This window comes from Pseudonocardia benzenivorans CB1190, from assembly GCF_000196675.2.
Lineage (GTDB): Bacteria > Actinomycetota > Actinomycetes > Mycobacteriales > Pseudonocardiaceae > Pseudonocardia > Pseudonocardia benzenivorans.
Genome location: NC_015312.1, coordinates 3,688,330 through 3,709,371 on the forward strand (window position 1 = coordinate 3,688,330; position 21,042 = coordinate 3,709,371).

Annotated in this window: 18 protein-coding genes and 3 pseudogenes; 15 read left to right on the top strand and 6 right to left on the bottom strand. The window is 69.0% G+C overall.

From position 1 onward, the window contains the following. The first annotated feature begins 15 nt into the window (after positions 1-15). Together PSED_RS17365 and PSED_RS17370 are read left to right on the top strand one after the other, a co-directional pair. The gene (locus PSED_RS17365) at positions 16-1,350 is read left to right on the top strand and encodes an NAD(P)/FAD-dependent oxidoreductase (RefSeq protein ID WP_041759773.1); all 1,335 of its coding nucleotides are present in this window, start codon (positions 16-18) and stop codon (positions 1,348-1,350) included. Positions 1,351-1,613: 263 nt separating this feature from the next. After that, entirely contained in the window at positions 1,614-2,369 is a 756-nt protein-coding gene (locus PSED_RS17370; RefSeq protein WP_013675558.1) for a hypothetical protein, read from the top strand. Between the two features lie 192 nt (positions 2,370-2,561). On the opposite strand, the gene PSED_RS17375 is transcribed toward PSED_RS17370, so the two are convergent. Beyond that, complete coding sequence (locus tag PSED_RS17375) at positions 2,562-3,014, bottom strand: DUF1931 family protein (RefSeq protein WP_013675559.1); 453 nt, start codon at positions 3,012-3,014, stop codon at positions 2,562-2,564. 261 nt (positions 3,015-3,275) lie between these two features. On the opposite strand from PSED_RS17375, the gene PSED_RS17380 reads away from it, so the two are divergent. The 6 genes and pseudogenes from PSED_RS17380 (at position 3,276) to PSED_RS17405 (ending at position 7,931) form a co-directional block, all read left to right on the top strand. Next, positions 3,276-3,695 carry a DnaJ domain-containing protein gene (locus PSED_RS17380; protein WP_233899059.1) on the top strand — a complete coding sequence of 140 codons (420 nt, stop codon included), beginning with the start codon at positions 3,276-3,278 and terminating at the stop codon, positions 3,693-3,695. Next, entirely contained in the window at positions 3,692-4,027 is a 336-nt protein-coding gene (locus PSED_RS17385; protein WP_013675560.1) for a chaperone modulator CbpM, read from the top strand. Before PSED_RS17380 ends, PSED_RS17385 begins: the two co-directional genes overlap by 4 nt. Positions 4,028-4,120: 93 nt before the next feature. Continuing rightward, positions 4,121-4,456, top strand: a pseudogene (locus PSED_RS17390) (type VI secretion system ATPase TssH); the annotation flags it as partial. 260 nt (positions 4,457-4,716) lie between these two features. Continuing rightward, complete coding sequence (locus PSED_RS17395) at positions 4,717-4,980, top strand: UBP-type zinc finger domain-containing protein (RefSeq protein ID WP_013675561.1); 264 nt, start codon at positions 4,717-4,719, stop codon at positions 4,978-4,980. A 161-nt stretch (positions 4,981-5,141) separates the two neighbouring features. Continuing rightward, a complete protein-coding gene (locus tag PSED_RS17400; RefSeq protein WP_233899061.1) occupies positions 5,142-6,701 on the top strand; it encodes an FAD-dependent oxidoreductase in 1,560 nt (519 codons plus the stop codon). A gap of 372 nt (positions 6,702-7,073) precedes the next feature. Then, entirely contained in the window at positions 7,074-7,931 is an 858-nt protein-coding gene (locus tag PSED_RS17405; protein WP_013675563.1) for a PPK2 family polyphosphate kinase, read from the top strand. A 23-nt stretch (positions 7,932-7,954) separates the two neighbouring features. On the opposite strand, the gene PSED_RS17410 is transcribed toward PSED_RS17405, so the two are convergent. Next, the gene (locus PSED_RS17410) at positions 7,955-8,452 is read right to left on the bottom strand and encodes a phosphate-starvation-inducible PsiE family protein (protein ID WP_013675564.1); all 498 of its coding nucleotides are present in this window, start codon (positions 8,450-8,452) and stop codon (positions 7,955-7,957) included. Positions 8,453-8,501: 49 nt separating this feature from the next. On the opposite strand from PSED_RS17410, the gene PSED_RS35665 reads away from it, so the two are divergent. Beyond that, entirely contained in the window at positions 8,502-8,954 is a 453-nt protein-coding gene (locus PSED_RS35665; protein ID WP_083845452.1) for an Hsp20/alpha crystallin family protein, read from the top strand. Positions 8,955-9,122: 168 nt separating this feature from the next. After that, a pseudogene (locus PSED_RS17415) lies at positions 9,123-9,271 on the top strand (IS3 family transposase); the annotation flags it as partial. Between the two features lie 221 nt (positions 9,272-9,492). Here the strand turns inward: PSED_RS17415 and fdhA are convergent. Then, positions 9,493-10,740: a formaldehyde dehydrogenase, glutathione-independent gene (fdhA, locus tag PSED_RS17420; protein WP_325176111.1), complete on the bottom strand. Its 1,248-nt coding sequence runs from the start codon at positions 10,738-10,740 to the stop codon at positions 9,493-9,495. A gap of 694 nt (positions 10,741-11,434) precedes the next feature. Between fdhA and PSED_RS17425 the strand changes: the two genes are divergently transcribed. Continuing rightward, complete coding sequence (locus tag PSED_RS17425; RefSeq protein WP_013675566.1) at positions 11,435-12,112, top strand: BON domain-containing protein; 678 nt, start codon at positions 11,435-11,437, stop codon at positions 12,110-12,112. A gap of 78 nt (positions 12,113-12,190) precedes the next feature. Then, complete coding sequence (locus tag PSED_RS17430) at positions 12,191-14,080, top strand: transketolase (protein WP_013675567.1); 1,890 nt, start codon at positions 12,191-12,193, stop codon at positions 14,078-14,080. A 753-nt stretch (positions 14,081-14,833) separates the two neighbouring features. On the opposite strand, the gene PSED_RS17435 is transcribed toward PSED_RS17430, so the two are convergent. From PSED_RS17435 to PSED_RS17445, 3 genes and pseudogenes are all read right to left on the bottom strand, one after another. Next, entirely contained in the window at positions 14,834-15,439 is a 606-nt protein-coding gene (locus PSED_RS17435; protein WP_013675568.1) for a DUF6197 family protein, read from the bottom strand. A gap of 186 nt (positions 15,440-15,625) precedes the next feature. Next, a complete protein-coding gene (istB, locus tag PSED_RS17440) occupies positions 15,626-16,405 on the bottom strand; it encodes an IS21-like element helper ATPase IstB (RefSeq protein ID WP_013673103.1) in 780 nt (259 codons plus the stop codon). Beyond that, positions 16,402-17,283, bottom strand: a pseudogene (locus tag PSED_RS17445) (Mu transposase domain-containing protein); the annotation flags it as partial. The gene istB and the pseudogene PSED_RS17445, both read right to left, overlap by 4 nt. A 205-nt stretch (positions 17,284-17,488) precedes the next feature. On the opposite strand from PSED_RS17445, the gene PSED_RS17450 reads away from it, so the two are divergent. The 3 genes from PSED_RS17450 to PSED_RS17460 all read left to right on the top strand — a co-directional run bounded on the left by PSED_RS17450 (position 17,489) and on the right by PSED_RS17460 (position 21,039). Further along, complete coding sequence (locus PSED_RS17450) at positions 17,489-18,253, top strand: hypothetical protein (RefSeq protein ID WP_233899065.1); 765 nt, start codon at positions 17,489-17,491, stop codon at positions 18,251-18,253. Then, positions 18,174-19,223: a tyrosine-type recombinase/integrase gene (locus PSED_RS17455; RefSeq protein ID WP_041759782.1), complete on the top strand. Its 1,050-nt coding sequence runs from the start codon at positions 18,174-18,176 to the stop codon at positions 19,221-19,223. The genes PSED_RS17450 and PSED_RS17455 overlap by 80 nt, the downstream gene beginning before the upstream one ends. 94 nt (positions 19,224-19,317) lie before the next feature. Beyond that, positions 19,318-21,039, top strand: coding sequence for a tyrosine-type recombinase/integrase (locus PSED_RS17460; protein ID WP_013675570.1), 1,722 nt, complete (start codon positions 19,318-19,320; stop codon positions 21,037-21,039). Positions 21,040-21,042 lie beyond the last annotated feature (3 nt).

The window sequence follows — 21,042 nt, forward strand, 5'->3', positions numbered from 1 at the left end:
ACGACTCGACGCCGCATGGCTGACCCGTTGACACGCGAGCCGCGGATAGTGATCGTCGGCAGCGGATTCGCCGGCTATCACGCGGCCCGTGCGCTGGCCCGGCTCGTGCATGGCGCGGCCCAGGTGAGTCTGGTCAGCTCCACCGACTACTTCCTCTACCTCCCGCTGCTACCCGAGGTGGCCACCGCGATTCTGGATCCACGTCGCGTCACGGTGCCGTTGGCGGCGACGCTTCCCGGGGTCTCCTGCGTACTCAGCGAGGTGTCCGGGGTCGATGTCGAGCAACGGCGGATCGCGATGCGGACCCCCGAGGGCCGTGCTGTCGAGTTCGGCTACGACCGGCTGGTGATCGCCGTCGGGAGCGTCAACAGGTTGCTGCCCATTCCGGGCGTCCCGCGGATCGCACACGGCTTCCGTGGGATCCCGGAAGCGCTGTACCTCCGCGACCACGTCACCCGCCAGATCGAGCTTGCCGAGCTGGCCGAGGACCCCACCGAGCGGGCCGCCCGATGCACGTTCGTTGTGGTCGGTGCGGGTTATACCGGCACCGAGCTCGCGGCACAGGGCCCGCTGTTCACCGCCGCCCTCGTCCGCGCCCGTCCTGCCCTGCACGACCAGCCGATCCGCTGGCTGCTGCTCGACACCGCCTCCCGCGTGCTCCCGGGGCTCGACCCACGGCTGGGCCGCACCGCCGATCAGGTGCTTCGCAGGCGGGGCGTCGAGATTGGCGTCCGGACCTCGATCACCGAAGCAACCGACGACGCGGTGCGGTTGACCAACGGCCAGTTGGTCCCGACCCGGTCGCTGATCTGGTGTGTGGGGGTCCGTCCGGATCCGCTGGTCGACGACATCGGCTTGCCCACACGGCAGGGCCGCCTCGTCGTCGACGAGTACCTCACCGTTCCCGGGCACCCGGAGCTCTTCGCCTGCGGCGACGCCGCCGCCGTGCCCGACCCGGCCCGTCCGGGTGAGCTCGCGGCCATGACAGCGCAGCACGCACAACGGCAGGGGCGGCTCGCCGCGCGCAACGTCGCGGCCACTCTCGGCCGCGGTACCCGTGCCCCGTATCGGCACCGCGACCTCGGCTTTGCCGTGGACCTGGGCGGCACCCAAGCCGCGGCGAACCCCGTCGGCATACCGCTGTCCGGGCCGCTCGCCAAGGTCGTGAGCCGTGGATATCACCTGGCTGCCATCCCGGCGAATCGGCTCCGCATCGCGATCGACTGGGCTCTGGACGCCGTGCTTCCGCGGCAATGCGTCCAGCTCGGGCTGGTTCGCTCCGGGGCCGTGCCGCTCGATTCCGCCGCTCCGGAGCTGCCCATCACCCCGGCCTCGCACGGCACGTCCTGAGCAAGCCCTCCCCTGCCCGAGTGGAAGGACCGCGTCGGGCGGCAACGGTCGCCGGGGCCGAACTGCTTCAGCCCACCGACGCGAATCGGCCTCCGGCCGGCGGACCTGAGGGACCGTTGCTTCCACCGTCCTACAACGGGAAGACTCGACGTCCTGGGGGTCGCGAGTCCGCCCGACGATGTGCCGAGCAGCGCACCCGTGCTGTCGTCGACGGTGACGACGGACTCGACACGGGTGTCCCTCTCCGACCCGACGGTGAAAAGATGTCGACCGTGTCGCAGACCTCCCAGGAGGAGGCCCCCGCCGAGGTGGCGGCGAAAGTTCTCGGGATCAGAGTTCGGCGTGCGAGCGGCGCGGACGACATGACCATGATCCATCGGAACGGTCGACTCGCCGCATTCGCCGAGGCCACCCTCGGCGAGCGCGAGGACATGCGCCGCGGGCCCGGCCTGTGGTGGCCCGCACCGGGGCGATGGTGGTGGCGGGTAACCCTTGTCGACGTCCGGCGACTGCCCAGGCTACGGGAGATCTTCCCGATCGCGGCACGAGCCTGTGAGGCGAGCGGCGTCGCAAGGCCCGGGCAGCTCCCCGCAGCGGTGACCATGGCTGTGCCCGACCTGCACTGGTTGGTCCACACCGTGCCTGCGCATCTGGTCGGCGACCCCTCCATGCTGGACCGCCCGACCACGGTGACACTGGGACGAGGCCGGTACCCGAACCCTGGGATGGCGAATGTGGGCGCTGCTGTGGATACCTGGTTGGCGGAGGAACCCGTCCGGCGCGCGCTGAGCAGACTCCACCGGCGCAGGACGGCGGAACGGCACTTGTACCTGACGATCGGCTGCACGGCGCAGACAGCGGACGCCTTCGAGTCCCTCGTCAGAGGGAGCGGCGTTCCGCCGGCACCACCCGCGCGCCGCCCGGACGTCTCCCACCTGTGGCTTGCCCCGGTGCTCGGGCGCTCTGTGTTCCTTTGGTCGCGCGAGGATGGCTGGAGCCGGTACGAACCATACGACTGACGAGCGCATCGGACGCGCAGTGAGCCTTTCCACGACGTCGACTCCGGCAGGACAATGGGTAGTCGTGGAAACTCGCCTCCAGGTCTTCTCGCGCCTCCCCACACGAATGCCGGTGATCTCGACCCATGGGGGTGTCGGTCCCTGGATTTCGCGCAAGGGCGGCAGATTCACGTGGAGGAGGCGAGACTGCCCTCAGAAAATGAGTCGGAACAGTTGGAAGGTCTGTTCCCACTGTTCGGTGCGCGGGTGCACGAGCCTTGGGTCGATCACCTTGAACGATCGCGCCAAGGCGACGCTCATCCCCCCGAACAGCTCCGGCAGCAGGTCCTCGGTGTCCTCACCGAATGTGACGTCACTGGGCGGGCGTCGCATGTCCGAACGCAGCAACTCACGAACGTCCGGGGCCACGTCCAGTTTGTCGAACTCGCGCATTCGTTCCTGAATCCCCTTGGTGATCGGCAGATCGGCGGGCGCGATAACATCGCGCCCGTTCCGCTTGGCCGCATTGCGACCCGTGATCGCGATGTCGTCGATCATCTCGTCGACGAACTGCCGGTACCGCCGGATGTCCTGCTTGTCGATGTTCAGGCCCCCCACCTCTCGGAAGAACCGCTCGAACACCGGGATACCGATCGGCCGGGTCATGTCACTCCAGTTCGCCGGGAACAGCCACCGCCACCGACGCGGCTGGGGCCGATCCTCCGCTCCGTACCCAGGCCCCCGCCTCAGCCCTGCATACCGAATGTCGAGGGCGCGTCTCGTGCCGTGAGGCCGGCAGCACAGTAGACAGCGAGGCCAGTCACTGGAGCGGGGGGCGGCACCCGAGCCGCTGGACCTGCAGGGGTGAGCCGGAGCAGCGGTCTTGCCGCTCGTGTGTCGAAGCGACCGGGGCAGTCGGCTGTGACTGTGAGGACACTCGTCGATCCTGCTGTCGAGGCGGGCACCCACCGCAGCTCCACCGTCAAGAAGGAACGCCTAGGGGAGGCCGGCGATGAAGGAGCGGCACACGAGTTGCGGCCGACTTCGGTGATCCTCCACCGGCGATTCGGGGACCTGAAGGTCGCCCGCGACTGTTACGACGCCGTCGGCGTGCCCCGAAACGCAGACGACTCCGACCTGCAGCAGGCCTATTGCAGGCTGGCCAGTACGAACCATCCCGACGTCAACCGCGATCCTGCGCCCGAAGAACTCATGATCCCGCCGGCGCTCACCCTCCGTGAGCGGGAGCCGTTTGCGGAACTCGCCGACGTGTCGGGATTCCATCGGCGACGCGCCGGTCTCACGTCAGGCGGGAGAGAGCCTGGTCGAAAGGCGGGCACCCGATGACCATCCGTTACCTCCCGGTCCATCAGCCGCGGCGCCGGATCGGCCACGACGAGTTCGCCCGCCGCAGTGGGATACACCCTGACCTGCTGCGCCGCTTCGTCGCACTCGGACTGCTCCGCGCCAGCCGAGACGCCGACGGGCGGCTGTGGTTTCCGCCGGGTGAAATCGCCACGATGGCCCGCATGGAGCGCCTGCGTAGAGGGTTGTCGCTGAACTATGCCGCCCTCGGCCTCGTGATCGAACTACTAGACCGGATCGCTGAACTCGAGGGCGCGCTGCGCCGGCGGCGGCACGCCGACCCCAGACCCCACGACGCTGGACGGAGTGCCTGAGTGAACCTGAACCACCTGACCCAGAAATCGCAGCACGCGCTGCCCACAGCCAAGCAACTGGCGGTCCGGGCAGAGCACTCTGAGATCGGTGGCGCCGCGGCCCGGACCGGAAGGATGGACCCCGTCATCGGCCGCGACGGCCAGATCCGTCGGGTGGTCCGGGTCCTGTCCCGCGGGTCCAAGAACGGCCCGGTGCTGATCGGACGACCCCGACGTCGGAAAACCGCGATCGTCGAGGGCCTGGCACGACGAATCGTGGACGGAGACGTCCCCGAAGGCTTGCGCGACCGCACGATCTTCGCGATGGACCCGGGCCTGCCGGTCGCCGGGGCGAAGTACCGCGGCGAGTTCGAGGAGCGGCTCCAGGCCGTGCTCTCCGAGATCGAGGCGGCTGAGGGCCTGCTCCTACTGAAGATCAGCAACTGCCACGAGCCCTCGACCGGGATCACCGACACAACCGACGACGATTCTACCGACGTCGTCGGCCGAGCGTCCCTGCCGGTCGACGTCGGTCGGTCGTCCACGAAGTCGCAACAGTTCGAAGTGCAAGCGGTACCCGCGCTGATCGTGTCGCACGGTGGGTCCGTCGTCGCCCGCGAACCTGGCATGATGCCGATCACGGCGCCGCGCGAGCGGATCCCCGAGGCGCTGCCACCCGCCGACAGGTTCATGCCGCTCGGGAGCGTGTCGTGACCAGGGCCGCCGATCCGCACCTGGCCTTCGTCCGCCCGGTGGCGCCTCGGACCCCCCAGGGCTGCGAGGATTGCCTGCGAATCGGGTCGCCGTGGGTACACCTGCGGCTCTGTATGAGCTGCGGGCATGTGGGATGTTGTGACTCGTCACCGCACCGACACGCCCGAGCACACGCCGGCGTTGCAGGCCACCCGATCGTGCGGTCCTTCGAGCCGGGCGAGTCGTGGCTCTGGTGCTTCGTCGATGAGACGTTCGTATGAGCGAGCCAGCGAGGGAATCGTCATCGGCGCGGAGCGAACCGACCCTGCCATCGGCGGAGAGTGGTCTGGCCGAGACGCCGGACCTCTACGGCGCCTTTCCCCGACTGGAGGCCGCGCAGATCGAGATACTCGCGGCGCACGGCGTGCGGCGCAGGACTCAGGTGGGCGAAATCCTGATCGCCGACGGTGAGCCGCCCCCAGCCTTCTTCGTCGTACTCAGTGGCTTGGTCGCCACCGTCGAGGGCTACCGGACGCCGAAGGAGAGAGTCGTGTGGGTGCACGGTCCTGGCCGGTTCCTCGGCGAACTGGGGCTCCTGACCGGCCAGGTGTCGTTCTTCTCGTCGGTCGTCGTCTCGGCCGGCGAGGTGCTCGCGGTTCCGGTCCAGGACGTCCGAAAGATCGTCACTCAGGACATCGGGTTGGGCGACGAGATCCTGAGGGCCTACCTGCTCCGGCGCACCGAGGCGATCGGGCTCGGAGCCGGCTTCCGGATCATCGGTTCCCGCTACTCGGCCGATACCGCCCGGCTGCGCACCTTCGCCAGCCGCAACCGGCTCCCGCACCGCTTCATCGACCTTGAGACGGATGTCGAAGCCGAGCGCACGCTCCGCCGGCTGGGCATCCCGGCGAACGACATACCGCTGGTCGTGTGGGGTAACCGGATGCTGCGCAATCCGAGCAACGCCGAACTGGCCGAGATGATCGGGCTCCGTACTCTGACCAAGGTCGACGCCACCGTGTGTGATCTGCTCGTCGTCGGAGCCGGGCCAGCCGGGCTGGCCGCGGGCGTTTACGGCGCCTCCGAGGGGCTGCGCACCGTGGTGCTCGACGCGATGGCGGCAGGCGGGCAGGCGGGCACCTCGTCAAGGATCGAGAACTACCTCGGCTTCCCGGCCGGGATCTCTGGGGCGGAGTTGGCCGAACGCGCCCTGATCCAGGCCGACAAGTTCGGCGCGCGCACACAGGTACCCTTCACTGCGACGTCACTGCGGCGCGAGAACGATGGGTACCGTGTGGGGCTGGCCGACGGTGGCCACGCCACGGCGCGCACAGTCGTGGTCGCCACCGGCGCCCGGTACCGCAAGCTCCCGGTCGAGCGGCTCGACGAGTTCGAACAGTCCAGTGTCTACTACGCCGCCACTCAGATCGAAGCCCTGCTCTGCGCCGGCGACCCGGTCGTCGTGGTCGGCGGCGGCAACTCCGCGGGCCAAGCGGCTGTCTTCCTGGCCAACCACGCCCGCGCGATCCACCTCGTGGTCCGTGAACTCGCCCTCGACCAGAACATGTCTCGCTACCTCGCCGACCGGATACTCGCGCATCCGCGCATCGAGGTGCTGCTGCACTCCGAGGTTCGCGAACTACTCGGCGAGCAGGGTGTGCTGGAGGCCGTCGTCGTCGAGGACACCGTCACCAAGCAACGCCGCAGGCTGGAGGCGCGCGAACTCATGGTGTTCATCGGAGCAGCTCCGTGCACGTCCTGGCTGGCCGGTAGCGTCGACCTCGACACCGGCGGGTACATCCGCACCGGGTCCGCGGCGAGCGAGCGAGGCGCGGAGGCGTTCGCCGCGCTCGAGCGAGCGCCGTTGCCGCTGGAAACAAGTTCCCCCGGTGTCTTCGCCGCGGGCGACGTGCGCAGCGGGTCCGTCCAGCGGGTCGCGTCGGCGGTGGGCGAGGGCGCAATGGCCGTCCGGTTCGTCCACGAGCACCTCAGCGGACTCTGACGTGCTGGTGCCGCCGGCCACCGCGACACCGGCCGATCGCGACGGTTCACCACGTCCGGCCCGACAGCAGGGGCAGATCCTGGCTCCGGTCGCCGTCGGTGGTGAGTACCCGCTGCGCTGGCCGTCCCCGCTCGCCTGGCCGAGCCGGGGTGAAGCGGCGCGCCATCGACCGCCCCGGCACCGCGCGACGGCATTCTGGGCGGAAGGGCGCACCATCTACGGTGTAGTGCCACATCACCGGCACGCCGTCCAGCGAGACAAACTCCCACGTGTCGCACTCTGCGTCGACGTAGTGCACGGGTCGCATCGCGTCCGCGAGCGAAACCGCGCGCCCTACTCCTGCCTCGCCATTGCGACGGTGCGGGATGTGCGGTGGTGACGCGGGTCAGCGATCTGCTGCGGGCGCCGGCCGGTCCCGTGGATCTCCAGGACATCGCCACGAACGTGACTCCCGGCTTCACCGGAAAGGGCAAGCTCGACGCCGAGGCGGCGACGATACGCCTCGGACCACGCCTGGCACTCCTGCAGGAGCAGCTGTACGCCCAGGGCCGCGTGGGCTCGGAACGCAGCGTCCTGCTTGTACTGCAGGGCATGGACACCGCCGGAAAGGGCGCCACGGTCGAGCACGTCCTGAGCCTGATGAACCCGATGGGCGTGCACTATCACGCCTTCACAGCGCCGACCGTCGAGGAGCGCGAGCACCATTTCCTGTGGCGGATCAAGCGTCGGCTGCCGCCACCGGGAATCGTCGGAGCGTTCGATCGCTCCCACTACGAGGACGTGCTTGTCGCCCGCGTCCACCGGCTCGTGCCGGTCGCACAGTGGTCGAGCCGCTACGACGTCATCAACCGCTTCGAGGCGAAGGTTTCCGCTTCGATCAGAATCATCAAGTGCTTCCTGCACATCTCCGCAGACGAACAACGGAGGCGCCTGCGGGCGCGTCTGCAGGATCCGAGAAAGCGTTGGAAGTACCATCCGCACGACCTCGACGAGCACGCACAGTGGGCGGACTATCAAGCCGCGTACGCGGACGTGCTGGAGCGGTGCAACACCGAAGTTGCTCCCTGGTACGTGGTTCCGGCCGACCGCAAGTGGTATCGCAACTGGGCGATCGGCGAAGTTCTCGTCGAGCAACTTGACGCCATGGGTCTCGCCTGGCCGCCGCCGCGGGGCTGGGAGCCGGACGCGGAATGTGCGCGACTGAGCAGGCTGGCGGCGCAGCGGCCCTAGGAGAGAATCGCGCAGCTGCTTGGTCACCTGGTGTGCGTGACCTTGGAACTGTCGACCACCGGCTCCGGGAGGGCGCGAGACGCCCGTCGCCAGACGAATGTCGCCACCGTCATCACCAGTATCAACGCCATGAGGATGAGCAACTCGACACCTTGAGGGTTCCACCTGAAAGACGGCTCGGCTTCAGCCGTCACTATCAGCACGCGGCGGATCCCTGCCACGATGCCCACGACGAGAAATGGCTCGGGGTCCAGCGCCCCCCGATGTCGGAGCGCGATGGCGACGGTGTGCAGGAGCTCTCCGACGATGAACAGCAGAAGGGCCTCTTCGAGCACGCCGAGAACGAGCGCCGGAAGGTTGTAGGGGCCGGCCAGGACGACGGCGACACGCCGAACCGTGTCGGTGATCAGAGCCACCCCGAGCGCCCCGAGAAGGATCGACACGACAATGTGGAGGGCGTCCTCACCGAGCTCTATCGCGCGGAGGACGTGCGTCAACGGGCCGCGCTTGCCGGCTCTCATGTCGGGTTCAGAGCTCGCCCGTCCTGGGCACTCCGAGGGCGACCTTCCGATGGCCCTGCGATGCCTCCGCGCTCGGGGTAATGGACGGGCTCCCCCACAGATCTTCTCGCATTCGTGTGGGCGAGTCCCCTGTTGCGTATCACCGCAGCTACCTCCACCCGGCCCCTGGTCGCGATCCCGTAGCGCAGGCCTCACGCTCGCAGCCGTCACCGCGGCACGCCTGCACCCGCCAAGCCCGGATCGGCCACCCGGCTTCGCACCGGCAGGATTAGTCCCCGCCTTTCGCCCGAGCAGGCTCCTGGGCCGGCCGGCGCCAAGGCGGGTCGCCTCGCCCACACTGGCGGGGGCAAGAGCCACCCTGGGTAATCTGCGCAAACAGACCCGGCCGGTCGGCCGGTTCGAGTGCCGCCTGGTGCTGCCGGCCGAAATCGATCGCGACCGCGTGGGTGCGACGCTGTCAGACGGTGTGCTCAGGGTGCGGGTCCCGAAGTGCGCGGATTGAGCGCCTTGACCCTGGCCAGTCGGCGCTGATGAGGCCGACGAGCCCGAAGCCGACCGCGCTGCTCCCGGTCGCCCTTCTCACTCCGATCGCCGCGGGGATCGTGCAGTCGGAGGCAGGTCGATGTCGGCGAGGTGGGCAAGGGCAACGGGAACACGGCACCATCAAGCGGACGCTGACCAGTTCGGCCACGGGGTGGAGTCGGTGCGGTTGTGGGTGCGCCAGGCCGACATCGACGACGGACGCCAGCCCGGCCTCACCACCGACGAGACGGCCCGGTTCGCGAGCTCGAGCAGGAGATCTGCGAACTCCGCCGGGCGAAGACGGGAGCAAGCGCTGGTCGTCGTCCGCGAAGACCACACCCTCAGCGCGCGTCGGGCTGGGTAGCCCTGAGGCACCGGGGACACCGCCGAGAGTGTTGCCCGCGGGACTCGCGACCACCTCGCCACAGCCACCGAGGACGACGCTTCTACCCGGCACTCGCCTCGCGACCACCGCCGATGGCTGCGACTCACCACACCTCTTTATCGCCGGGCCCCGATCAGCGGTTGAGCATGCCGTGCGGGTCGATCACGAACTTCTTCGGCGCGCCGGCATCGAACTCCCGATACGCCCGCGGGGCGTCATCGAGCGCAATCACCGTCGCGTTGACGTTGCGCGCGATTGGCGCGCGATCGTGCAGGATCGCTTCACGCAGCGTCCGGTTGTACCGCATCGTCGGCGTCTGGCCGGTGGCGAACGTGAGCGATTTCGCCCATCCCGTGCCCAGGCTCAACGATACCGCGCCATGCTTGGCCGCTTCGTCCTTCGCGCCGGGGTCCTCGGTCACGTACAGGCCGGGAATCCCGATTGCTCCGGCCGCTCGGGTTACCTCCATGGCCTGATTGAGCACCGCGGCGTTCTGCTCGGTGCCGTCTTGATGGCCTTTCGCCTCGAACCCGACACAATCCACTGCAGCGTCGACCTCTGGGACGCCGAGAATCTCGGCGATCTGCTCGGGCAAAGGCCCAGCCAGCGGGTCCACGGTGGCGCAGCCGAAGGAGCGGGCATGTTCTCGCCGGCTCTCATTGGGATCGCCGACAATGACGACAGCCGCGCCCAGCAGGAACGCCGACGTCGCGGCGGCCAGCCCAACAGGCCCACCGCCAGCGATGTAAACCGTCGAACCGGTCCCGACACCGGCCTCCATGCAGCCGTGGTATCCGGTCGGGAAGATGTCGGTGATCATCGTCAGGTCCAGCATCTTTGCCATCGCCTGATCCTTGTCCGCATACTTCAGCGTGTTCCAGTCGGCGTAGGGCACCATCACGTACTCCGCCTGGCCGCCGCGCCAGCCGCCCATATCGACATACCCGTACGCCCCGCCGGGGTGGTCGTTCACGTTCAAGCACACATCGGTACGGCGCTCCACGCAATTGCGGCAACGCCCGCAGGCGACGTTGAATGGCACCGACACCAGGTCGCCGACGCGACGGTATTCAACGTCGCGCCCCACCTCCACGATCTCACCGGTGATCTCGTGGCCGAGCACCAGGCCGACTGGCGCGGTGGTCCGACCGCGCACCATGTGCTGGTCGCTGCCGCAGATGTTGGACGCCACCACCTTGAGGATCACGCCGTGTGGACATTCCCTGTTCTCGTTGATCGGTGGCACCCCGGGACCCGGCCTCAGGATCAACTCTGGATTATCGATTGTTTCCACAGCAACCTTACCCGGCCCCGCGTAGACCACTCCCCTGTTATCAGCCACAGCCGTACCCCCATCAAGCTTCGGCACCTGCCTCAGCACACGCCTCGGCGTCGCGGTAGCGCCGCGATATCGCGGCCACCCCCGTCACGGTTGCAGCCGGCGCCGATCACGGCCTGCGCCCGGCAGGCCGGAATGCGGCACACGGCTTCGCGCCGGCAGGATCACGCCCGGTGCCCGCCCCTCGACGGCGTTGTACCGCCGGGTCGGAGGGCGACCCATTGGGGGCTCGGCTTCGCGGTCGCGGTCCGCTGCCCGACCGGTCCGAACGACCACGCCAGCAGTTTGTTGCGCTGTAACGTGGATACCCGCGGCGGGCCCTTCGCCACCCTGCCAATCTCGGTATTGGTACCGCGTGGGCGCCCGCCGACCGGGGACCCGCATGGTGGTCGGCACAGAATCGGTCTGTCCCGTTCGTTGGATCGACTTCAAGTGCCAATCCTGCAAGAGGCCCGTCGCCCGCGAGGCCGCCTTGCTCCGATCGGTGCCAGCCCCGGGGCCGCATCGCCGGACTTCCGGTCAGCGTCGTCGTCGGTCCTGCTCACCTTGCCGCACAACTCCCCCGTGCTCAAGGCGCCGAACAGGCTGCAGACCCCGGGAGCGACAGCTCCCCGGAAAGGGACCCGAGGTGTCAACTTCGATCCACCGGGCTCGCATTGCCAGGGGGAGGTCGTAGTGCGGTGTCGTCGGCAGGCTGGCGAGGAGGACGAAGGACCATTCCAGGAAGGATCGCCTGATGACCACCGACACCATCACTCAGACCGACCAACAGATCCAGCGTGAAGTCCTGGCAGAGCTGGAATGGGATGCGCGAGTCCGCTCGACTGACATCGGCGTCGTGGTCAAGGACGGTGTGGTTGCTCTGACGGGATGGGTGGACTCGTATGCAAAACGTACGGCTGCTGAGCGTGCTGCCCACCGGGTGCGAGGCGTCAAGGCGGTGGCGAATGACATCGAGGTACGCCTGCCCAGTTCTGCAGAGCGAACGGATGCCGACATCGCCGCGGAGGCCACCCGCGCACTGGCGTGGGAGACGCTGGTGCCGGCGGATCGTATCGAGGTGACTGTGTCACGGGGATACGTCACCTTGCGGGGCGACGTGAACTGGGAATACGAGAGGCGGGCCGCGGAGCGAGCCGTCCGCCGACTGGCGGGTGTGCGTGGTGTCTACAACACGATCAGAGTCCGGCCCTCCGTCCGTCCCGCTCCGGACCGGCTGACTCGGCAGATCCAAGAGGCCTTGATCCGGAATGCCGAGACTGACGCCGAGCGCATCACGGTGGAGGTGGAAGGCGACACGGTCGTGCTCCGGGGATCGGTGCGCAGCTGGGCCGAGAAGGAAGAGGCAGAAAAAGTTGCGTGGTCCGCCCCCGGCGTTGCTGACGTTGAAAACTACATCAAAATTTCACCCTGAGGGAAACCCCGCCGAGGTCTCGAGAACCCTGTGCGCGCCCATTGAGCAGGACCCACCACCGCCTCGTCAGGGGACCCCATGACTGCCCGATCGGCCGTGCCCGTCGATCTCGCGACGGCTGCCGAACTCGCCGCCCAGCTGCGTGTCGACTCAATCCGGTGCAGTACCAGCGCCGGCTCCGGTCACCCGACGTCGAGCATGTCGGCCGCCGACCTGATCGCGGTTCTAGCCAGCCGCCACCTGCGCTACGACTGGGACGATCCGCGCTCGGCGACCAACGACCACCTCCTCTTCTCCAAGGGACATGCCGCGCCCCTGTTGTACTCAGTCTTCAAGGCTGTCGGCGTCATCACCGACGACGAACTCATGACGGGTTTCCGCCGGTTCGGCCAGCGCCTGCAGGGCCACCCCACCCCGGTGCTGCCATGGGTTGACGTCGCCACCGGTTCCCTGGGCCAGGGTCTTCCCGACGGCGTCGGTATCGCCCTGGCCGCCAGGTACCTCGACCGGCTGCCCTTCCGCGTCTGGGTGCTCTGCGGCGATAGCGAGACCGCCGAGGGCTCCATCTGGGAAGCCCTCGACAAGGCCTCGCATTACCAGTTGTCCAACTTGATCGCCATCGTCGACGTCAACGGCCTCGGCCAGCGCGGCCGCACCGAGCTCGGCTGGGACATGGACACCTACGCCCGCCGCGTCGAGGCGTTCGGGGCCCGCGCGATCGTGATCGATGGGCACGCCGTCGGGGCTATCGACCAAGCCCTTACGGCGGCTGAGGACACCGCCGGCGGGCAGCCGACCGTCATTTTGGCAAAGACCGTCAAGGGCCGCGGCTTCTCCATGGTCGAGGACGACCCCAACTGGCACGGCAAGGCCTTCCCTGCCGACATGGCCGACATGGCCATCGCCGAGCTCGGTGGTGTCCGCAAACTCGTCTTGCGCGGCCCGCGGCCGATGCCAAGCAGTATCCCGGCCACAGTGACGGCACCGGCTCCAACAGCGCCAACAGAATGGCCTACCTACACAGTTGGCCACAGCGTCGCTACTCGCAAGGCGTATGGCGACGCGCTTGTCGCACTCGGCGCGCAGAACCACCGAGTCGTCGCGCTCGACGCCGAGGTCAGCAACTCCACCTACACCGATGAGTTCGCTCACGCGTTCCCGGAGCGGTACTTCGAGATGTTCATCGCCGAGCAGCAGCTTCTCGCGGCAGCCACAGGGCTTAACGTTCGCGGCTACATCGCGTTCGCCTCCACATTTTCAGCCTTCCTCACCAGGTCCTACGACTTCATCCGCATGGGAGCCATCTCCGGGGTCGACCTCCGCCTTGTGGGCTCCCATGCCGGCGTCGAGATCGGCGCCGATGGCCCGTCTCAGATGGGACTCGAGGACATTGCGATGATGCGCGCCGTCCAGGGCTCGATCGTGCTCTATCCCAGCGACGGGGCCAGCACTGTCGCCCTCGTCGAGGCCATGGCAGCCACGCCGGGCATCAGCTACCTGCGCACCACCCGCGGCGCCTACCCCGTCCTCTACCCAGCCGGCGAGGCGTTCCCGGTCGGTGGATCCAAGGTATTACGGTCCACCGACGCCGACGACGTCACCCTCGTCGGCGCCGGCGTCACTCTGCACGCCTGCCTACGCGCAGCCGAGCTGTTGGCCCAGGATGGAGTCCACGCCCGCGTCATCGACTGCTACTCGATCAAGCCCATCGACCGGGACACCCTCGCGGCAGCGGTCGCGGTCACCTCGGGTCGTCTCGTCGTTGTCGAAGACCACCACCCTGAGGGCGGCCTCGGCTCGGCTGTCGCCGCCGCGCTTCTCACCGACAGAGGCACCGGTCTATCCCTGGCGCACCTAGCTGTGCGCGAGATGCCGGGCTCGGGTTCAGCCGAGGAACTCCTTGCCTGGGCGGGCCTCGACGCGGATCACATCACGACTGCAGTGCGCCAATTGCTTCAGAAGGTGTAGCGAGAAGGTATCTCGATCTGTCTCGATGGCGGGCCCGCTTCGACGAGCCAATTGGCAACTCACGATGTCGCTCCTTGAGCGTCCGGTCTTCGACATCCATGGCCCTCCCCTTCTTCGTGGCGAATGCGACAGCCCGTTATCTGCGTTGAGCTCTAGTTGGGCAACGGACGCGTCAGTGCCGAACCGGCCGTCGGCAAGCGGGTCGTCAGCACAGGGCCCTCGGCGATCGAACTGCCGCAGCGCACTGCCCGGAGGCTCGCGCCGCGACAGTCCTCGTTGCCGCTTCGCGCTCGTCGGGGCGGCGCGACGGCTTGCTCCGCGCGGGAGTGCGGCCGCCTATGGGCACACTGCGCTTCCGCATCCGTCGACGCCATGAAGGCGATGAGCCCGTTGTTGAGCACTTTGGGGCCCTGCTGATCGTTTCAGGCCAGTGCGATCATGGAAGCGAGCGTTGAGGTACTGATACGTCCCCGGCGAGGTCGTCGAGTGCGGCACCAGGAGGCAAGACCAACGCAGACCCTCGCGGCGAGTACGCCAGCGTTGTCTCGACGGTGGGCCGGACAGAGCGTGATCGCCGACCGACCGGGGCCCTGCCCTCGTCCGACGGTAGGTGCGTCCATCCGCACGACCGGATCGAGGTGAACCGGGGTCGCAGTTGACTGCCGGCCAGAATGCGGCGCCCCGCGACCGATCACGCCGTGACCGACGGCGGCGCTGAGGTCGCCGTCGGTCGGCCCGCTCCGGCGGCGCGGGTCAGGCCAATGAAGCTTCTGACGGGCCGCCCGTCTCTGCGCCTACCGCGCGGAGACGTGTGCGCTCTTCTGCCGCGGCCTGCCAAACGGACCGCAACAGCGCGATCACCTCGTCAGCGGTGCGTCCTGCGTCGTCGTTCCACCGCGTCAGGTCGCGGACGTGAGCGGCTCGGGCGTCCGGCGCAGGACACCAGCGGATGGGATCCTCCGCATGGCCGCAGAGTGTGTGCCACGTGAGTTCCAACGCTCGTCGCACCGGTTGCTCCTCCGCCGCCGCCAGCCCACCACCGGCGTGGACGATCGCCCCGACCAAGCACCCACCCACGATCGGCCAGCCGTTCATATATCGTGCGTCGTAGGCGTTCACCGTGCGCTTCCGGCCACTGCCGTCAAGGACGACGAACCACCCTCCACGGACCCAGCCGGACGCGACCACCTTTTGCGCAGCGGCTATGAGGTCCTGGATGTAACGGAGTTCGGCCATCTGCGCGCCGATGCGATCGCGTCGGGCCAGGATTTCCCGTTCCCGCCGCCGATCACGCCACCGCAGCAGGCGCTTCGCATGGTGCGCCGGCCGCGCTTCCGTGGCGGTCGCGTCGAGCGTCATCTGGTCCTCCCGTCGCCGTGCTGAAGGATCAACCTGGCAGGCCGCCCGCGAGCGCCGCGTGGGCACGCCAGGGTCAACGCCCAATGCGGCGTCGGCCATGTGGTGGCCATGTGGTGTTCAGCGCTGTCAACGGCCAGTTCGTGGTCCCCGCTGGTGGCCAGGTGAAAGTCCCCGGTCCGGGGTCGTTCAGCTGGTGTTGATGGGGGCTCCCTTCGCGGTCCTGGCCTCGCGCATGCGGTAGGAGTCGCCGCTGGTGACGACGACGTGGGCGTGGTGCAGGAGCCGGTCGAGCAGGCTGACCGCGGTGGTGTGTTCGGGCATGAACCGTCCCCATTGATCGAAGGGCCAGTGCGAGCTGATGGCGAGGCTGCGGCGTTCATAGGCGGCGGCGACGAGCCGGAACAGCAGCTGGGCGGCGGTGTCGTCGAGCGGGGCGAACCCGATCTCGTCGATGATGATCAGGTCGTGGCGCAGGGTCTGGCCGATCAGCCGGCCGACGGAGTTGTCGGCCAGGCCGCGGTAGAGCGCTTCGACCAGCTCGGCCGCGGTGAAGTAGCGGACCCGGTGCCCGGCCTCGACCGCCGCGGTGCCGAGGGCGACGAGCAGGTGGGACTTTCCGGTCCCTGCCGGCCCGACCAGGGCGAGGTTCTCCGGAGCGCGGATCCACTCGAGTGAGGCGAGGTAGTCGAACGTGGCCTTCGGGATCGAGGAGGCGGACAGGTCGAACTCGTCGAGGGTCTTGGCGACCGGGAACCCGGCGGCCTTGCGCCGGTTCGCGATGTTGGAGGCGTCCCGGGCGGCGACCTCGGCCTCGACCAGGGTGCGTAGCAGCTCTTCGGGGCGCCAGCGCTGGGTCCGGGCGGTGAGCAACAGCTCCGGAGCCAGGCGGCGCATCGCAGCGAGCTTGAGCCGCTTGAGCCCGGCCTCGAGGTCAGCATCGAGCGCCGGGGGCTTGCTCGCGGTCATGACGCATCCCCATCGACCACCGCGGTGTCCGGCTCGGTAGTGGTGGTGATGGCGTAGTCGGCCAGGGAGCGGGTCGGGACCGCGGGCAGCTCGACGACCAGGGCTTCTCCGGCCGGGCGGGGCCTGGGTGCGGCCGCGCCGGCGGCGAGGATCGAGCGGACGTCCTCGGCTCGCCACCGCCGGAACGCCGTCGCCCGGGCCAGCGCGTCGAGCAGCGCCTGTTCGCCGTGGGCCTGCCCGAGGCCCAGCAGCTCACCCAACTCAGTCCCGAGACGGGCCGATCCGGCCGCGGCGGCGCCGGTCAGGAACGCCGCCGCGATCGGGCCGAGCGCGCAGAACGCCTTCTCCTGCGCGGTCTTGGGGCGGACGGCCCGAACCGGAGTGGCAGGGCGGGGACCGCCGTAATGCGCGTCGATCACCGACGCCTCACCCGGCCCGACCAGGCGGTGCTCGGCCAACACCACCCCACCGGTCATGCTGCCGGGCGTGGCGGTGGTGAGGATGGTGAGCCGGTCGGCGTGGGTGCGGACCTCGACCCGGGTGCCGATCGCGGTGGTGGGCACCGAGTAGCGAGCCGAGCCGAACCGGACACAGGAGAGCCGGTCGACCTTGCGCAGCACGGCCGGGCCGGTGACCCGCGGCCGCAGCGACGGCAATCCGCCCAACACGGCGAGCTCGTGCTCGGCCAGGCGCCGGGCCGGAACGGCGGCGATCTCCGAGTGCGTCGCCGCGTTCACCTCGACGCACCACTGCCGGGCGGCCTCGTTGGCCGCGGCAAGGTCCACCGGCCGCTGACCTGTGCTGGAGTCGAGGTCGGCGACGAGACCACAGCCGATGATCAGGTCGGACTTGGCGTAGCCGACGAGGTTCTCCACGATGTCGGCGATCATGAAATTCCCTGCTCGAGTGGGTGTCGCGATCACGTAATTCCCTACCGCGATCACGGAATTCCCGTGGGGACGACGTACGCGCTGCGGCGTGTTGTCGGGGGCCTGGTCCTCGCAGTGCCCAGCCTGCGCGGTCGACGTGTGTGTCGACGGCGAGGGACCCGCGATGGCGAGGAGAAGTTTCACCGTGATCGACGTGACCGAGATCTTGGTCCACTGGTATGCGGGGCGGCCAAAGACCGAGGTGGCCGCCTCGTTGGGGGTGGACCCAAAGACGGTGCGCAAGTATCTGGCCCCGGCCGAGGCCGCCGGGTTCGTCCCGGGCGGGCCGCCGGTGCCGTCCGCCGAGTGGGCTCGGCGGGTGCGGGAGTGGTTCCCGGAGCTGGTCGACACCACGTTGCGGCAGGTGTCCTGGCCACAGATCGAGCCCCACCGCGACTACATCGTCACCCAGCTCGAGGCGGCGGTGACGGTGGCGACGATTCACCAGCGGCTGCGTGACGAGCGGGGCCTGGAGGCGTCGGTGGCCAGCCTGCGCCGCTGGGTGCGGGCGAACCTGCCTGAAGAGTCCCGCCGGCAGCAGGTACGGGTGCTGCGCCCGGACGACGTGGTGCCGGGCTCGGAGGGCCAGGTCGACTACGGCAAGCTCGGGATGTGGATCGACCCGCAGTCCGGCCGTCGACGGGCGGTGTGGGCGTTCGTGCTGGTCCTGGCCTGCTCACGACACATGTTCGTGCGCCCGGTGCTGACCATGGACCAGCGGGAGTGGACCCGGGCCCACGTGGACGCGTTCGCATTCTTCGACGGTTATGCGGGTGTCGAACCCGCGTTCTCGGAGTCGCGCAGGCGAGGATGGGCGTCCGTCCTGCCGAGGAGCGCGCGTGGTCTGGCAACCGAGGTTGGTGCGCCGAGTCGACGCCGCTGGCCAGCTCTCGGTGTCGCTTGGGCATGCCCTTCTTGACGACTACCTGGCGTTCGTCGCGTCGCGGGGGCGGCCGAACACGCTGCTGGCTACCGCCTACGACCTGAAGGTGTTCTTCACCGTCGTGCGCAAGGAGCCGGCGGCTGTGGTGACCGCGGACATCTTCGCGTTCATCACCGCCCAGCGGGCGCCGCGCCGTGGTGTGAAGGTGGTGCGGCTGGAGGACGGTGAGGCGGGGTTGTCGGCTCGGACGATCAAGAGGCGGCTGGCAAGCGTCTCGGGGTTGTTCGGCTATCTCATGACGCGGGACGACGTCGCGGTGGACCGCAATCCGGTGCCGTCGGGTCTTGCCGGTCGGCGGCAGGGCGCGACCCGCGGCGCGCCGCTGCTGCGGACACCGCGCACGCTGCCGAGGGTGCTGGGGCCGGACGAGGTCGACGCCGTTCTGAGGGTCTTGAACACCGACCGGGACCGGGCGATGGTCTTGGCGATGCTGCTGGGCGGGCTGCGGCGTTGCGAGGTGCTGGCGCTGCGGCTGCCGGACCTCTCGCCCGGGGAGCGGCGGGTGTTCATCGCGGAGGGCAAGGGCGGGCACCAGCGGCTGGTGCCGGTCTCCGCCCAGTTCTTCGCCGCGGTCGGGGAATACCTGGATCGGGAGCGACCGGCGGTGGATCACGACCGGCTGTTTGTGGTCCTGCGCGGTCCGACACGCGGTCGGCCGCTGACGGCGGCGGGGCTGGATGAGATCGTCCACGGCGCGCGCTGGCGCGCGGGCCTGCCGAAGCTGACGTGCCATCAGCTGCGGCACACCTGCCTGACCCGGCTGCGGGAGGCCGGGATGGCGCTGGAGGCGGTGCAGGCCCAGGCCGGGCACCGTTCGATCGAGTCGACTCGCGTCTACCTTCACCTGGCTAACGCCTGGCTGGTCCAGCAGTATCTTGACGCTGCCGCCGCCATCGACGCGGACCTCGCCGAGCCGGGACGTCAAGCAGGGCCAGGGGAGCCTTGATGCCTCGGCCGCTTCCGATGGCCCGGCCCGATCTCGTCGCGTCGTATCTGGCGCATCGGGCCGCCCAGGGCATGGGCACCGACCACAAGGTGCGGTGGGGGCGCGGGCGCTGCTGGCGAGGGTGCCCGACCTGGCGTCGTTCTCGATGTTGCCGCTGGACCAGCAGCTGGCGTTCAACCACGAGACCCACCGGTTCATCGGCTGGCTCGCGGTGACCGGGCGGCTGCGTCCGGGCGCGGACTACCTGGTCGCGCGCCGGCCTCGGCTGGGGATCATCCTGGCTCGAGTCGACCCGGAGCTGCACCTGCGGTTCATGGAGACCACGCGGATGCTGGGCTTCCGCGACCACCTCGCGCACGGGCAGTTCAACCTGCTGGCCCATCTGGCTGCGGTGGCGGGAAAGCGGCCGGAGGATCTGGTCCAGGCCGACTGGGACGAGGGACGCCGCCTGCTGCTGGAAGCCGCCCACCGGATCCCCAACCGGGGCGCCAAGGCCCTGTCGACATCGCTGTTCAACCTGGAGGCCACGCTCTTCCACGCCGGGCTGTCCGACTCGTTGCCGCGTCGCCGCAGCCCGGACCGGGCCGACGTCCGCGAGCTGGAGTGGGCGCGGGTCCCCACCGCCATTGCGACGACGATGCGCGACTATCTGCAGCAGATCACGACCACGCTGCGTCCAGGCACGGTGAAGAACGCGGAGTTGACCCTGCGGGAGTTCGCGCTGCTGGTCACCGCCGAGGATCCCGAGACCCGGTGCGTCGCCAACCTGCGCCGCAAGCACATTGAGCGCTACAAGACCTGGCTGCTGGAACGCCCCGCCGCCCGCGGCGGGCCCCTGCACCGACACACCGTCCGGGACAGGCTGAGCAAACTGCGGGGCTTCTTCCGGCGCCTCGACGAGTGGGACACCGAGGACCGCCCGGCTCGGCAGTTGGTGTTCGACAGCGACTTCCCGATCGCCGACGAACCCCTGCCCCGGTTCCTGGACGACGCGGCCGCCGCGAAGCTGCTCGCAGCTGCCCGAAACGACCCAGACCCGTTTGCCCGCCTGGCGATCGAGATCCTGGCCCGCACCGGAATGCGCCGCTCGGAGATGCTCGGCCTGACCATCGACGCGGTCGTGCAGATCGGCTCGGCCTACTGGCTGCGCGTCCCGGTCGGCAAGATGCACACCGACCGCTACGTCCCGCTGCACCCGCAGCTCAAGGCCCTGATCGACGACTGGCTGGCCCGCCGGCCCGAGGGGTTACGCTCCGACCTGCTGTTCACCGACCACGGCAGGCCGGTCAACGCCTCCCGGATCGAGGCCGCCGTCCGCAACGCCGCCGACCGCGCCGGCCTGGGCCGGGTCACGCCGCACCAGCTGCGGCACACGCTGGCCACTCAAGCGATCAACCGGGGCATGTCGCTGGAGGCCATCGCGGCTTTGCTCGGCCACCGATCGCTCTCGATGACACGCGTCTATGCCCGAATCGCCAACCGAACCGTCGCAGACGAGTACTTCGCGGTCTCCGAGCGCGTCGAGGCCCTCTACGACGCGCCCAAGCACCTGCCCGCGGATGCGGAGGGCTCAGAGATGCGCAAGCTCCGAGCCGAGGTGCACCGGCGGATGCTCGGCAACGGCTACTGCGCCCGACCAATCGAGATGGACTGCCACTTCGAGTCCATCTGCGAGTCCTGCACGTTCTTCGTCACCACCATCGAGTTCCGCCCCACCCTGGAACGCCAGCGCGACGACGCCGCCAACAAGGGACAGGTTGCTCGCAAGCAGATCTTCGACGGGCTCCTGGCCCGTCTCGACGACCACGCATCCTGACTG

Excerpts from the sequence above, each read along its gene's own strand:
- PSED_RS17365 (WP_041759773.1), top strand. The coding sequence starts at position 16 with ATGGCTGACCCGTTGACACGCGAGCCGCGGATAGTGATCGTCGGCAGC.
- PSED_RS17370 (WP_013675558.1), top strand. The coding sequence starts at position 1,614 with ATGTCGACCGTGTCGCAGACCTCCCAGGAGGAGGCCCCCGCCGAGGTG.
- PSED_RS17375 (WP_013675559.1), bottom strand. The coding sequence starts at position 3,014 with ATGACCCGGCCGATCGGTATCCCGGTGTTCGAGCGGTTCTTCCGAGAG.
- PSED_RS17385 (WP_013675560.1), top strand. The coding sequence starts at position 3,692 with ATGACCATCCGTTACCTCCCGGTCCATCAGCCGCGGCGCCGGATCGGC.
- PSED_RS17410 (WP_013675564.1), bottom strand. The coding sequence starts at position 8,452 with ATGAGAGCCGGCAAGCGCGGCCCGTTGACGCACGTCCTCCGCGCGATA.
- PSED_RS35665 (WP_083845452.1), top strand. The coding sequence starts at position 8,502 with ATGGCCCTGCGATGCCTCCGCGCTCGGGGTAATGGACGGGCTCCCCCA.
- PSED_RS17425 (WP_013675566.1), top strand. The coding sequence starts at position 11,435 with ATGACCACCGACACCATCACTCAGACCGACCAACAGATCCAGCGTGAA.
- PSED_RS17430 (WP_013675567.1), top strand. The coding sequence starts at position 12,191 with ATGACTGCCCGATCGGCCGTGCCCGTCGATCTCGCGACGGCTGCCGAA.
- PSED_RS17435 (WP_013675568.1), bottom strand. The coding sequence starts at position 15,439 with ATGACGCTCGACGCGACCGCCACGGAAGCGCGGCCGGCGCACCATGCG.
- istB (WP_013673103.1), bottom strand. The coding sequence starts at position 16,405 with ATGACCGCGAGCAAGCCCCCGGCGCTCGATGCTGACCTCGAGGCCGGG.